General features: G+C 66.0%; 9 protein-coding genes and 1 pseudogene. 7 read left to right on the forward strand and 3 right to left on the reverse strand.

All coding sequences use genetic code 11. The features are described 5' to 3' along the window. Positions 1-67: 67 nt before the first annotated feature. Positions 68-1,228, reverse strand: a complete 1,161-nt coding sequence (locus ABZ862_RS15405) for an ROK family transcriptional regulator (RefSeq protein WP_360957578.1) — start codon at positions 1,226-1,228, stop codon at positions 68-70. Between the two features lie 193 nt (positions 1,229-1,421). Between ABZ862_RS15405 and ABZ862_RS15410 the strand changes: the two genes are divergently transcribed. Continuing rightward, on the forward strand, positions 1,422-1,577 hold the full coding sequence (locus tag ABZ862_RS15410) for a hypothetical protein (protein ID WP_360957581.1): 156 nt from the start codon (positions 1,422-1,424) through the stop codon (positions 1,575-1,577). A gap of 240 nt (positions 1,578-1,817) precedes the next feature. Here ABZ862_RS15410 and ABZ862_RS15415 read toward each other — a convergent pair whose 3' ends face one another. Further along, on the reverse strand, positions 1,818-2,225 hold the full coding sequence (locus ABZ862_RS15415; protein ID WP_360957585.1) for a mismatch-specific DNA-glycosylase: 408 nt from the start codon (positions 2,223-2,225) through the stop codon (positions 1,818-1,820). 55 nt (positions 2,226-2,280) lie between these two features. Here ABZ862_RS15415 and ABZ862_RS15420 point away from each other — a divergent pair, with 55 nt between their 5' ends. The 6 genes from ABZ862_RS15420 to ABZ862_RS15445 all read left to right on the forward strand — a co-directional run bounded on the left by ABZ862_RS15420 (position 2,281) and on the right by ABZ862_RS15445 (position 13,710). Then, a complete protein-coding gene (locus ABZ862_RS15420) occupies positions 2,281-3,477 on the forward strand; it encodes a tyrosine-type recombinase/integrase (RefSeq protein ID WP_360957588.1) in 1,197 nt (398 codons plus the stop codon). Positions 3,478-3,523: 46 nt separating this feature from the next. Then, positions 3,524-5,923 (forward strand): site-specific integrase, encoded by a 2,400-nt coding sequence (locus tag ABZ862_RS15425; RefSeq protein ID WP_360957591.1) that lies wholly within the window; start codon positions 3,524-3,526, stop codon positions 5,921-5,923. A gap of 498 nt (positions 5,924-6,421) precedes the next feature. Continuing rightward, positions 6,422-8,302, forward strand: a complete 1,881-nt coding sequence (locus tag ABZ862_RS15430) for a hypothetical protein (protein ID WP_360957593.1) — start codon at positions 6,422-6,424, stop codon at positions 8,300-8,302. After that, positions 8,299-8,721 carry a hypothetical protein gene (locus ABZ862_RS15435; RefSeq protein ID WP_360957595.1) on the forward strand — a complete coding sequence of 141 codons (423 nt, stop codon included), beginning with the start codon at positions 8,299-8,301 and terminating at the stop codon, positions 8,719-8,721. The genes ABZ862_RS15430 and ABZ862_RS15435 overlap by 4 nt, the downstream gene beginning before the upstream one ends. A 236-nt stretch (positions 8,722-8,957) precedes the next feature. Beyond that, positions 8,958-9,470, forward strand: coding sequence for a recombinase family protein (locus tag ABZ862_RS15440; protein WP_360957598.1), 513 nt, complete (start codon positions 8,958-8,960; stop codon positions 9,468-9,470). Between the two features lie 259 nt (positions 9,471-9,729). Further along, complete coding sequence (locus ABZ862_RS15445; RefSeq protein WP_360957601.1) at positions 9,730-13,710, forward strand: helix-turn-helix domain-containing protein; 3,981 nt, start codon at positions 9,730-9,732, stop codon at positions 13,708-13,710. 199 nt (positions 13,711-13,909) lie between these two features. Here ABZ862_RS15445 and ABZ862_RS15450 read toward each other — a convergent pair. After that, positions 13,910-14,053: pseudogene (locus ABZ862_RS15450) on the reverse strand (uracil-DNA glycosylase family protein); the annotation flags it as partial. Positions 14,054-14,075: the final 22 nt, after the last annotated feature.

Raw genomic sequence — 14,075 nt, forward strand, 5'->3', positions numbered from 1 at the left:
CGGTCCGTGCGCCGGTCCTGTGGTGGGCCGCGGACCACAGGGGGCGCGGTGCCCGCGGCCGGGTGCCCTACCGGCGGCCCGTCACCGCCGTGCCCTCGACCGCGAACAACTGCTCCTCCACATGGTCGAGGGCGAGCCGCAGCGCGCCGGCCGCCACCGCCGCCTCGCCCAGCAGGGACAGGGCCACCTTCGGCGGACGCAGGCAGTAGCGGGCCAGTTCGCGGCGCAGCGGCTCCAGCACACCGTCGAGTCCCGCCGCCCATCCGCCGACCACGACCAGCTCCGGATCCAGGGCCAGCACGAGCGCGGCCACATCGTGCACCAGCCGCTGGATGAACCGGTCGACGGCCGCGCGGGCCCGCTGGTCGCCCTTCTTCGCCAGGGCGAACACCTCGGCGACCGCCTGCTCGTCCAGCGGGTGGAGCGGCTCGTCGGTCGTGGACAGCAGCGTCTCCGGGGTCACCTCCCGTCCCAGCAGATGCAGCGCGCCGATCTCGCCGGCGGCTCCGCCGAAGCCGCGGTGCAGCCGGCCGCCGATCAGCGAACCGGCCCCCGGGCTCAGCCCGGCCAGCACGAACACCATGTCGTCGGAGTCGGTGGCGCAGCCCTTCCAGTGCTCGGCGAGGGCGGCCGCGTTGGCGTCGTTCTCGACCAGCACCGGGCAGCGGAAGGAGCGGCTGAGCCGCTCCCCGAGGTGCAGCCCCGTCCACTGCGGCAGCGCCGTGCTGAGCCGTACGGTGCCGTCCGCCTCGATGATGCCGGGCGTGCCGACGCCCACCGCGCGCAGCGACCCGCGCGGGACACCGGCCCGCCCCAGCAGGGCGGTGACGGCGGTGCGCAGCCGCTCCAGGCGTTCGTCCGCGTCGGCCGTCGCGGCCACCTCTCCCGCCTGGGAGGCGAGCACCCGGCCGTCCAGGTCGGCGAGGAGCGCGGCGACCCGGTGCGGGCCGATCTCCAGACCGAGCAGATGGCCGGCCTCGGCGCGGAACCGGAACCGCCGGGCGGGCCGCCCCTGCCGCCGTACGGCACTCTCGTCGGCCGCCTGCTCGACCACCAGGCCGGCCTCGATCAGTCCCTCGACCACACCCTCGACGGTCGGCCGGGACAGCCCGGTCACCCTGGTGATCTCGGTCAGTGTCGCGCGGTCCGTGGCACGCAGAGCGTGCAGCACCACCGCGGAATTGATCCTTCGCAGCAGCGAGGGATCCCCGCCGGTCAGCCGCCCCAACGTCCGTCCTCCCAGCTCGTGCGCGTGTGGGGCGGATCGTACTCGGCACGGCGGGCAGCGGCGAGTGCGGGTGCACGGGGACCCGGTACCGGACCGGCGGACCGGGTGGGACCGGACGGTCCGGATCCACCCGGTGGACGGGACGCGGCTGACGTACCACCAATTGCCAGTGGTGGCCGCTGCACCGGATCGGATGGACATCGCGAAGCAGTTCGCCGCCATCGATCCGCTGCGCGGACGGTCTTTCCCGCGGAGCGGGGCAGCACGGGAGGAGACCCGGGCGCAGTTCGAGGCGGAGCGGGACGGACCGGGTGAGCGGCTCGCCGAGCGCTGGGGGCGCCCCGAGTGATCAGCCTGCACAGCGCGTTCGAGCGAACCGCTCCCGATGAGGACGCCGAGGAGCCCTGGGCCTCGCTCAGCGCGCACGTACCGGACGTCCATGTGCGGCACCCGACGCGTGGACCGCCGGGTCGCCCTCGGGGTCTCGCAGTGGGACCGTGAACTTCCGTTCCAGCTCCTCGCGGTGGTCACGGAGACGGCCCCGGCCCGACCGCCCGCTCCGGCCGCACTGCCCTCCGGACCGCCCCGATCAGACCCGGCGGCGGTCCGGCCGCGCGACCGCCCGGAGCCGTCCGAACTCCTCCGCCATGGTCCCCGCCGTCCAGTGCGCGTTGAGCCCGCTCGGATTCGGCAGCACCCACACCCGGGTGTCCCCGAACGTCCGCTCCTGCGGCCCCACCCGGGCCGTGCGCTCACCGAACGCGGCCCGGTAGGCGGTGACGCCCACCACCGCCAGCCAGCGGGGCCCGGACCGGGCCGTCTTCGCCGCCAGCAGCCGCCCGCCCTCCCGGTACTCCTCGGCGGTCAGCTCGTCCGCCCGGGCCGTCGCCCGCGCCACCACGTTCGTGATGCCGAGCCCGTACGACAGCAACTCCCGCTGCTCGGCGGGCCGCAGCAGCCGCGGGGTGAAACCGGACAGGTGCACAGTTATCTGCACTATCCCTGCTCGTTGGCATCGGTGACGGTTCCCGAGAGGACAGAGGAGAGTGAAGGTGGACCTGCGACATGAACTCATGGAAGGGCGGGCGGACATCCCCCGCGTCGGGGCGGTGTTCCCGGCGAGGGGCGTTCATCCTCCCTATATCGTCGTCAACGGGTACGACGACGAGATCGAACCAGTCACCGCTTACCTGCGTGACCTGGCCCTGAACGACAGTAGTCCGCTGACGGTCCGCAGCTACGGGTACGGGTTGCTGCGCTGGTTCAGGGTGCTGTGGCTGCTCGGGGTGCCCTGGGAGAAAGCGACCGAGGCCGAGACAGCGGTGCTGGCCGGGTGGCTACGGACGGCGGCGAACCCACAGCGCCAGCGGAAGACAGCTGGCGGCTCGGTACCGGGCTCGGTGAACCTGCGGACCGGCAAGCCGGTGCTGCGAGTGGGGTACGCGCCGCGGACGATCAACCATGCACTGTCGGTGGTCAGCGGCTTCTACGAATTCCACGCCCACCAGGGCAACGGACCGGTCACCAACCCTGTACCGGTCTCACCGCAGAGGCGCCGGGCCCTCGCTCACCGCAGCCCGCTGGAGCCCAAGCCGGTGTTGGGCCGTGCCCGTCTGCGGCAGAAGGTTCCGGACCGTCCGCCGCGGTCGATCCCCGATCGTCTGTGGGATGAGCTGTTCGAGCGGATGGGGTGCGAGCGCGACCGCGCACTGCTGGAGTTTTACGTCTCCAGTGGCGCCCGCGCCGAGGAACTCCTCGGTGTCGGCATCGGGGACGTCGACTGGGCCGGCCAGAAGGTCTACGTGATCTCCAAGGGCACGCGGGACAGGCAGGCCGTCCCGGCCTCACCGCAGGCGTTCCTCCGCCTGGCTTCTTACCTGGACGAGATCGGCACGCTCGCGGCGGGCGAATCGCTGTGGCGGACCCGCCGCGGCCCGGACCGGCCCATGTCCTACTGGGCGGTGCGCCGCGTCATCCAGCGGGCCAACGAAGCTCTGGGCACCAACTGGACCCTCCATGACCTGCGGCACACCGCGGCGAGCCGCATGGCCAACGGCGGCAAGCTGACGCTGCCGGAGGTGCAGGCCGTTCTGCGTCACGCCAACATCCAGACCACCAGTCGTTATCTAACGGTCCGTATCGAGGAGATCTTCGACAAGCTCACCGAGCACTACAACACCCCGCGTGCTGAACGGAGTTACCCCTCCGGCTACAACGCCGACGACATCGCGGCGGTGTTCGGTGCCTGACACACAGCTTCGTACCACCGGCCTCAGTCGCCGTCACGGCCCGGTCGTGGAGGGGCTCCAGTTCGCCAGCCGCTTCGTCGGGGGAACGATCACGCCGGAGCCCGCCGTCGCAGCTGCCCCGCCCCGGCCGCACGGCGAGTTCGCCACCGCCTCCGCCTCGCAGCTGTCGAGCGTGGCCGGCGCTGCCGCGATCTGGCCCGACACACCTCGCGCGACCCGCCTGAACTGGACCCACTCCACGCGCACGCTGCTCGAATACCTCCTCACCTTCCCCGGTGAGACCTGGCAGCAACGGTGGGACGCCAGTCCGCTCGGCCGAGGCGAGGTCGACGCCGAGGCAGTCGCATCCCGCCGCACCACGGGGACGAGCATCGTCCCGGGGATCCGGGCTTTGTACTGCCTGCGGGTCATCCGGCCCACCCTGCTGGCTCTCCGCCGCAACCCGCTGCCCAACTTCGGTCCGACGTTCATCGCCGCCCAGGAGGACCCACTCCTGGACACGTTCGCCGAGCATGTGCGCGTCCACCAGATCCGCCACGTCCACCGCCGCGACGCGATCAACGAAGTATGCATGGTGCTGGCCAGCCAGGACGTCGCCCTGAGCGACGTCACCCCGGCCGCTCTGCTGCACTTCGCCCACGAGAACCGAAAGGCCCGCTGCGTTCTGCGGCCCGGCAGCCAGGCATCCAACCGCCTAGCCGGCCGAGGCATCTGGAACGTCCTGCACGCCATGGGGCACTTCCCGCCCTCCACACCGGAGAGCATGCGGGCCGCCTCGCTGCGCGGACAGCTCAATGTCGAGGAACTCGTCGACCAGTACGAGATCACCAACCAGGCTGTTCGCAGCCTGCTCATCGACTACCTCGCCCGCCGCAAGGCCGACACCGACTACTCCACCCTGAAGGACCTGGCCTGCAAGCTCACCCGCCATTTCTGGAGGAACATCGAGAAGATCAACCCGGACCAGAAGGACCTGCGCATTTCGCCGGAGACCTACACGGCTTGGCGCCAGGTCATCACAGTCAAGGACGACGGCAAGCCTCGCGTCGGCCAGGACAGCATCGTCATCGCGCTCCGCTCCTTCTACTACGACCTGCACACCTGGGCCGCCGAAGAGCCCGAACGCTGGGCGGCATGGGTTGCGCCGTGCCCCGTCCCGCCCAGCGAACTACGCGGGCTCGGAGCGCGCCGCCGGCGTATCAACGAACGTTCCGCCGACCGCACCCGCCAACGCCAGCCTCTCCTGCCTCTGCTCGTCAACCATGTCGAAACCCGCTACGACCGCGCCCGTCTGCTCCTGGAGCAGGCCGACAAGACCGCCGAGGGCGAGGTGTTCACCCATGAGGGCACCGAGTACCGGCGGATTCGCACCGAAGCCGACCGTAAACTGCTCCGCCACGGCGATGCCGTTCCCACCCGCGTGCAGGAAGTGGAAAGCGGCCGGATCATCCACATCGGCACGGAGGAGGAAGGCGCCTTTTGGGAATGGGCGGCCGTCGAGACCCTGCGCCATTCGGGCGTGCGCATCGAGGAGCTCTGTGAACTGACCCACCTGAGCATCCGCCAGTACCAGCGGGCGAACGGCGAGGTCATCGCGCTGCTGGTGATCGCACCGTCGAAGACGGACCGCGAGCGCGTCATCCCGATGTCTGCCGAGCTCTTCCACGTGATCGCCTCGATCGTCCGCCGCCACACCCGCACCGGCCGTCCGATCCCGCTCGTCAGTCGGTTCGACTACCACGACAAGGTGTGGAGTGCCCCGATGCCGTTCCTCTTCCAGCGCCAGAACGGCACCACCCCCATGGTCTTCAGCACCGCAACCATCCAGGTCATGCTCGGCCGGATCTGCGACCAGCTGGCCAAGATCCACCAGGAGTTCCGCGGGCTGAAGTTCACCCCGCACGACTTCCGTAGAATCTTCGCCACCGAGTTGGTCAACAGCGGCTTGCCGATCCACATTGGCGCCGCTCTCATGGGTCATCTCGATGTCCAGACCACCCGTGGTTACGTTGCGGTCTTCGACGAAGATGTCATCCGTCACTACCAGGAGTTCATCCACCACCGCCGCGAGGTCCGACCTGAGGGCGAGTACCGTGACACGACGGACCAGGAATGGGACGAGTTCGAGGACCACTTCGACCGCCGCAAGGTTGAACTCGGATCCTGCGGACGCCCCTATGGCACCCCTTGCCAACACGAACACGCCTGCATCCGGTGCCCGATGCTCCACATCAACCCGAAGATGCTCGGTCGCCTCGAAGAGCTCGAAGCCGACCTCCTCGCCCGCCTTCAGCAGGCCGAAGGAGAAAACTGGCTCGGCGAGGTCGAAGGCATCAACCTCACGCTCACCTTCCTACGTGGGAAGCGCGAGGAGACCCAACGACGGGCACAGAGGCCGACCGTCGATCTGGGGATTCCGGCCCGCCGCCTGCCTGGGGACGGGTGAATCGTGCCTGGCGCAGGCGCAGGCGGCCCTGTTCTCGTATAGCTTCGGCGACTGGACATGTAGCGCTGCGTGACCGGCGTGAACGTCGTATCCCCGTGCTGGGCGGCTCGTGCCCGGCCGTCGGAGCGTGGCCCCGCCCGGGATCCGTCACTTCGATGGACACTATGCCCCCTCAGCCGAGGTCGGTGGAACTGACCCTGATAGCAACCCTGTTCAATATGACCCACCGGGTGCTACAGTTTCCGGCTAGCTTCATCATCGTCAGTTCATGTGCTCAGCACGGCCGTTGCCATCCGAGTGGCCCGGTCGAGCCAAGGCTCCACCCGTCATTGACCGGCGGGTGTCCTGAAAGAGCGGTGAGTTGGGCGGTGTGTGCCACAACCCTGGACGGCCACCCGGCCGGGAGGGCAGGTGGGGGCACGGTGCCGAGTCAGGTCCCAGCCCTCGCCCTCTGCTCACCAAATCGGTGAGCAGGTCGAGAGACTGAGGAAGACTCCCGTGTCTGTACCCACTTCGGCCGTCGAGCCGCAGCTTTCCTTCGGCAACGAGTCGGACGTTGTCGATCACCGACGCATCGGTGCTCAACTGCGTCCGCCAGCCTCTCAGGCAGTGATCGACAAGAGCGTCGCCGCCGGGATCGTGGCCGGGCTGAGCCAGGAGCTGGCCGAGACGCTGGCCGCCGCCGCTGCCGACCAGCAGCAGCTTCGCCGGGCCCTGCGCTCGCCGAAGGTGCAGCGTTTCGGCTCCGAGGAGTTCGCGTACATCGAGTTCGATGTCGTTACCTGGCGCGTTCTGCCGTCGCCCGACAATATCCGCTTCGAGGACGAGCACGCTCGCGGCACGATCGGCATGCCTCGGTTCGGGGCCGTCGAGGGGCAGGCGCTGCTCACCTTCGAGATGGACTCGGCCGACAAGCTGATCGACGCCATGGCCCCGCGGATCGCCGACATGGTGGCGAACAACCCGCACGTCGGCTCCATCCTTGACCGCGGTATCGAAACTCCGGGATGGCTAAGTGCAGTCCGGGTGATCACTGACTTGGGTGTCGTGACGAGGCTTGAATCCACGGATGGCTTCGGCCGTACTGTGGCCAGCCACGAGGGACTCGGCATCACGTTCAAGGACGTCGCATGGAACCTTCGTCCCGGCAGCCGACGCGCGACCAACCTGCTCCGGGACCTCGTGGAGTGGGCTGGAAGCGACATGGTCACGGACGAGCAGGCCCGCAAGGTCCGCTGCTCCATCATGCCCAACGCCCGGGTGATCATCGGCTTCTCGGCCCCGCGGGGGTTCGACCGGGCCCGTCGGCGGTTCGTGGCGCACCTCCACATGGCGCCGCCCATGAACTTCTCCACCGCGACGACGCTGAACGCCAAGGCGAACGCCGCGGTGGACAACCTCTACGAACGCGGTCTGCTTCCCGTCCCCGGCGGAATGACCGCCGAAGGGGTCCGCGACATCCTCGACGGTTCGGACCGCGAGCATGACCTTCGCCCCGACGAGGTCGCCGTCCTGGCCTGCGGCGCACTGAACCCTCACCCGAACAAGCGCCAGGCCCGCGCGGTGAACGAGGCGATCGTCGACCTCACCGGCGCGAAGCCCAAGCTGGAGGAGCGCACCCAGCTGGCCGCCGAGGTCGCCCTGCGGGGCTTCCCCGCGGACAAGCGGCTCACCGCCCTGCGCTCGTCGCTCGACCGGGCCTGGCGCTGGTCGGTGCTGCGCGGCGTCGAACTCACCCGCAGGTCCCCGCTCGACCTGCTGCCCGAGGCGCTTCGCGAGCTCGTACAGGCTGGAGAAGGCGCCGGGCCGGCCATCGCCGAGCTCGCCGCGCTGGCCAGCTACCACCTGGTCGGAGGCCGAACCCAGCTGCTGACCCGCTCCGAGTTCGGCGGCCGCGGCAGCAACACCGAGCCCCAGCAGATCATGCGGCAGCTGGCCAAGACCGACGTCGGCCTGCGGCAGCTGTGCCAGATCGTTCTGGACGGCCGGGCGGGACGGGACCCGCAGGAGCTGGCCAAGGGCACCATGCCGCAGGACAAGCAGATCGCGGACGCCGACATCCTCACCCCTGAGCGGCTGCGTGAACTCGCCGACCTGTTCGAGGAGGAAGGCATCACGCACGCCAGCCCCGAGGACCGATTCGCGATGGCGCTCAAGGACTTCCAGGCACGCCTCGACGACCTGCTTGACGCGGCCCAGCAGGTCGGCGGCGTAATCGGCCAGGACGGCGTGGCGCTGGTGGACACGTTGGGGTACGACAACTCCAGCGTGCGGAACACGCTCGTCGAGATCACTGACCTTGTCTCGGAATGGCGGGGCACTCGCCGCCGGGCCGACCGTATGCGGGCCGACCTGGACGAGAGTGGTGACGCTCGATGAAGCACTCCGCGTACACGCTCACTCCGGAGAACTACAACACCGCGTGCGATCTCGCTGGAACCGCGCTGCTCCGGCGCATCCCGGCCGCCTCGACGATCCTGCAGATCACAGAGGATGCAGCTTGGAACGAATTCTCGACGGGTGTCTACATCGCCGCCGACTCGGCGAACGTCATCCGCTACATCGGGAGCGCGATCCGTCAGGGATCGGTCGGTGACCGCGTCCAAGAGCAGGTACTGCGCGGACGCGCCGATCGGTGGACCCGCCTGATGGTCGTCCCGCTGGCAGCGGACACCGAGGAAGGCCTCGTGCGCAGGATCGAGGGCCGGATCGGAACGGTCTTGCGCCCGCTCGACACCAAGCGGCTCCCCACGCTCGGAGGACCCCGACGACCTGCCCCGCGCAGGGCTGCCCGGTAACCAAGGAGCGTAGAGATGGCCCCACCGCCACCGGAGCGGTGGGGGGCCATCTCTTGCTGGGCAGCCAGGCGTGTCGTAATGACGACAGGCGCCGCAGGTGTGGAATGAACCCGGACTATCCGATGGCGGCTGCTGACAGGGTCTGCTGACAGCAGGGTCGACGGCACCTCCAGCCGCCTCCACCCGCTGGAACGGCCAAAGTTCGGCGAACTGCTGGCGTACGCGCGGCTGGCGACATGGTGCACATCTCCGACATGTTCCGCCTCGAACGCAGCACCGGGCACCTCCTCGACATGCTCGATGTCCTGCACCGCGACCGGCTCGCTCTGCGCATCCACGACGGCGTTCTCCAGCATGGACCCCACTGCCGCCATCCGCGCATCGAGGAGCTGCTGTCCACCGTGAAGTTCATGGTGCAGGCCCTCGCCACGGCTGGCGAACTCCAACTCGACCTCCAGCGGGAGCTGACGTATGACGGGCTGCGGGCTGCCAAGGCCAAGGGCAACAAGGGCGGGCGCCGCCTTGCCATCGCGGCGGACAAGGCCGACGTCGTGCGCACCGGCTACCTGGAAGGCGGGCCATCACCGCCCTTGCCCGCGACCACGACATCAACCGCGGAGCCATCCGCACCGCTGTCGCTGGCCTTCTGCCCGAGCACGTCGCCGACGAGGTTGCCCTGGCCCCGAACCTGCGCATCACCCTCGACATGCCCGGCAAGGTCGCCGACTTCCGCCGCACTGCCGAACTGAACGACGCCGAGCAGACCGCACTCGACGGGGGCCAGGCCGTATGACGCGGCATCGGCTACACCCGCCGCGCCCGCAGTCCACCTCCGGCTCCTCGAGCGCCGCCTGATGCTCGACGGCGCCGGGGAGATCCCCGCCCAGCGCATGGACCGCTGCAAGCGGCAAGTCTGTCTGAAGCTGGCTCGAAACACGCGAGCGTTGGGCTACGGAGCGTAGCTAGGAAGCCTGTAGTAAATCGTGAAATCCGTGCTAGCGTGTTTTCATGACTCCAGCTCGCACAGCAACCTCCTCCGCGGTAGCGGCTGCGCTAGGCCTGCGTCCCGCGACGGTGCAGCGGTACGCCCGCAACGGGCGGATCCCTTTCGATACGACTCCGGGCGGGCATCGCCGATTCAACATCGACGAGGTGCGAGCCGCGCTAGACCAGCAGCCGACCCCACAAACGCCAGCACCTACAAGGTTCCGGGGGACACGCGGCTGGCTGGTGGACGCCCTGGAGCTGGAGGGGTGGGCTGAGCGTCTCGTGGCGCGTGACGAGCTGCCTGGGCTGATCCGAACCCTCGTCATCGGTTCAACCGCTGAGTTGTTGTCGGTCGACTTTCGTTCGGGTGAAGGAATCGGGATGCCCGGCTGGGACGGACAGGCGGATACCGTCCAGGGAAACCCTTGGGTTCCAGTCGGGAAATCCGTCTGGGAAATGGGCGTCAACGAGGACGTAACTGATAAAGCAGATAGCGATTACGCTGCTCGGACCAAAGATCCTCAGGGTGTGGTGCCGTCAGAGACCACATTCATCTTCGTAACTCCGAGGCGCTGGCCTATGAGGGACAACTGGGCTGCAACCAAGCGCGCAGAAAAAGTCTGGAAAGACGTTCGGGCCTACGACGCTGACACGTTGGAGGCTTGGCTTGACAGTAATCCTGCGGTCCACGCCCGAGTAACCAAAATGCTGGGCCGTGATCCGGACGGCGCAAGTGATCTCCGCACTGCATGGAATCGGTGGTCCCTCGCTACTCTGCCACCGGTCCCTCCTGCTCTGGTAACAGCTGGTCGTGAGGCGGCGGCCGAAGAACTCGTTGCCTGGTTGCAGAGTGAGCCATCAGTAATCACAGTCCAAGCGGAGTCTGCTGAAGAATCCTTTGCCTTCATTGCGGCCACCATCCTGTCGCTTCCGCCGGATTCGCAGGAGTTGGTAACGCGACGCGCTCTGGTGGTCGACTCCCCTAAAGCGTGGGACGAGGTGATCGCACGAGTTTCGTCAGATACGCGCTTGCTGCTGATCCCGACATTCAGTCAGCCTCCAGCAGTCGAAGCGGCAGACATCGGTCATCAAGTTGCTGTTCCTGCCGATCTGAACGCGCCGACTTCCGGCTCATGTATCCCGCTTCCCCGGATCAAACGCCAGCCGGCGGCGGAAGCTCTCGTCAGCGTGGGCGTATCTGAGTCGGAGGCTCATGATCTCGCAGGAATTGCACGTCGCAGTTTGCTCATGTTTAGGAGGCGGGTCTCCGCTAACGCAACCAGTGTTCCCGCATGGGCGGCTCCCGAGAATGCTGCTGAGATCGTTCCCCTTATTCTTGCAGGAGCATGGCAGGAGGGGGCTACTGGCGATGAGCAATTTTTGAGTGAAATCAGCTCTAAGTCCTATGCTGAGGTTAGTGCCGCTTGTGCCCGCTGGTCGGGGCAAAGTGACATGCCAGTGCGCCGAGAGGGCGCGCAGTGGTTCTGTGTATCGAAACGGGATTCATGGGGACTCGTGGCGCGTTACGCAACTGCCAGCACTTTGGCAAACTTCCGTAAGCTTGCGGTGAACATGCTGACGACCCCCGACCCTGCCCTTTCACTGGAGGTTGATAAGCGCTGGGCTGCGGGGCTGTATGGTCATTCGCTGCCCTGGACTAGTAACCTAATGGCAAACGTAGCGGATAGCCTCGCACTGATTGCCACCAGCACTGGAGACTTCACCTTTCCCAACGGAATGACCGGACAGAGCTTTGTAGACTCCATTGTTAGGGAGGTGCTGGACCGAGCAACTGCGGATGAATCTCGGCTTCTGTGGCCCTCCCTCGACTATGCCCTCCCGTTGCTGGCTGAAGCGTCACCCGATATGTATCTAGAAATGGTTGACCGCGCCCTTGAGGATGGGAGCATCCTAGCCGTATTCAATCCCGAGGCTGAAAAGGTTTTCTTCGGACATCCCAAACACACTGGCCTGCTCTGGGGTCTTGAAGCATTGGCATGGGCACCAGACCACCTCGGAACTTCTGCCGTTATTCTTGCCCTCCTTGCAGAGCGAGAGCCTGGAGGGCGCTGGAGCAACCGCCCTGCTCGTAGCCTGCAACAGATCTTCCTACCCTGGCATCCCCAAACGTCAGCCGGTTTCGACGAGCGGTACTTGGTGCTGGATGCTATTCGAGCGGCCGCACCCCGCGCGGCCTGGGACCTCATGGTGGCACTTCTCCCGTCGCCGCTTACATTTGCGGAAAATACCTACAGTCCAAAATGGAGGGAATGGCAGCCGGACGACGAGCCGGCAGGCCTGACCGGCTCGGAAATTATTCGACATTGCCGTGAACTCGTGGACCGTCTCCTGGAGGACGTCTATACTCATCAGTCGGGGTGGATTAACCTAATCAAGGCATTGCCGCAACTTCCCGATGAGCAGTTCGATGCAGTACTCGGAGATCTCAGTAACGTAACGATTTCCTCGGTCGACCCCGACAGCTTGGACGCAATTCTCCGCCAACTTCGGGAACTGGTTCATCAGCACCGGAAATATGCATCCGCTGGCTGGGCACTACCTGAAGAAAAGGTGTCCCGAGTCGAGCGTGAACTTGACCGACTGAATAATGGGGATCAGACAGAGGAGTTGGCCTCGGCTTTTTCCTACCATCCGGAGCTTCCAGGACTCAGCGTGTCAGACGCCAACTACCTCACTGCGGTGCAGGAGAAGCAAGAAGAAGTAGCGCGGAGCGTAGTAAGCGATCTTGGACTGGAAGGAGTATGGAGCCTGGCTGTTAAGTGTAAGGCACCGGAACGGCTTGGAATTGCACTCGGAGCCATCGCTCGTGAGTTTGATGAGGAAATGCTTGGCGCGCTTGAATCGCCCGAAGACCCTGTCGGTAGGGTGGCATTCGGCTACGTCATCTCTCGATTTTCGGTAGAGGGCTGGTCGTGGGTTTCAACGTTCTCCGATAGGTTTGCGGAATGGCCGCAGGAAAGGGTTGTTCGATTTTTGCTCGCCCTACCTCCGGGGAATGCTACTTTCGCTCTCGCCGGACAGTGCGACGATGGAGTGAAGAAAGCGTACTGGAGTCGATTCAACCTCTACCAGCTAGAGTCCGAGTCGGACCGCCGGGAGGCCGTTGACACGCTCCTGGAGATGGAACTCTTTGAAAGGACGATCCCTCTCTTTTGGATCGCCAGGGGGAAAGGTGATGATTTCGACGTCAATAAAATGCTTTATGCCCTACATCAAGCATCATTCGAGGAGCAGACTTCGGAATCAATTTCCTCTGTCGTTTACGAATTGAAAGAACTCCTGGCCCACGCTCGTAGAACTCCGGGGGTTATTCGGGGGCTTCTGGCGCAAGTCGAGTGGAAATTCCTGCCGGTCCTGGGGGATGGCCTGGAGTCACCCGCCTTGATTTTGCATGAGGAGATGGCTCAGAATCCTTCGTTTTTTGTCGATTTGATTGCTTTGATCTTCCCTCCTCAAGGTAGTGGGGATGTCGAGGTTGAAGTCACTGAAGAGATGAAGAATAAGGCCAAGCAGGCATATTCTTTGCTCAAGTCATGGAAGGGCGCTCCTCGCTTTGAGGGGGATGGAGAGGGGCCCGTACTGGCTGATTGGATCACGGAGACGCGGCGACTGCTCCTGGAGAAGAAGCTGCTCCGGTACGGAGACGGCTTCATCGGGGAAATGCTGTTCCATGCTTCTGGTTCGACGGCCGAGTGGCCCCCTCTGCAAGTATGTCAAATAATTGATAGCGTTCGAAGCCAGGACATTGAAAATGGCTTCGCAATTGCCGTGATGAACAGTAGGGGGGCGACATGGCGATCACTTGACGCCGGAGGAGAGCAAGAAAGAGTCCTTGCGGACAAGTATCAGAAGTTCGCCCAAGCCGTCGGAGTCCGCTGGCCTCGCACACAGCGGTTGCTCCGGAGGATTTCGGAAAGCTGGGATCAGCGAGCTCGCCAAGAAGATCACATGGCTGAGATCAGAGGGGACTTTTGGTCGTAACCGCTGAGCGTAGATCATGCGCGCACGTGGGCGACACCAGAAGTAGTGGCGAGACAACTCGGCCTTGGGTTAACGTGCCAGCGCGGCATCCACACGATGCCGGGTCCCGGGCTGGCGTCGTTGCTTGAAGGCCGGGGCGGCGCCGCGCCTTGAGTGGCTACGTACGCCAACTCACCCGTGAGGGTGAAGTGCAGAGAAGCAGCACCGGCCAGAAGCGGTTGCCGGGGCGGGCGAAGTGGTGGCCGGTCGCGGCGGTCATCAGACCGGGGTTGATGCCGCAGAACAGCACATCGAGCCCGTCCGCCAGCACATCCGGGACGAGCCGGCCGCGGGCGGCCTCCAGCTCGGCCGGCGTGAAGCGCCGC

Source organism: Streptomyces sp. NPDC047000 (assembly GCF_040644295.1).
GTDB lineage: Bacteria > Actinomycetota > Actinomycetes > Streptomycetales > Streptomycetaceae > Streptomyces.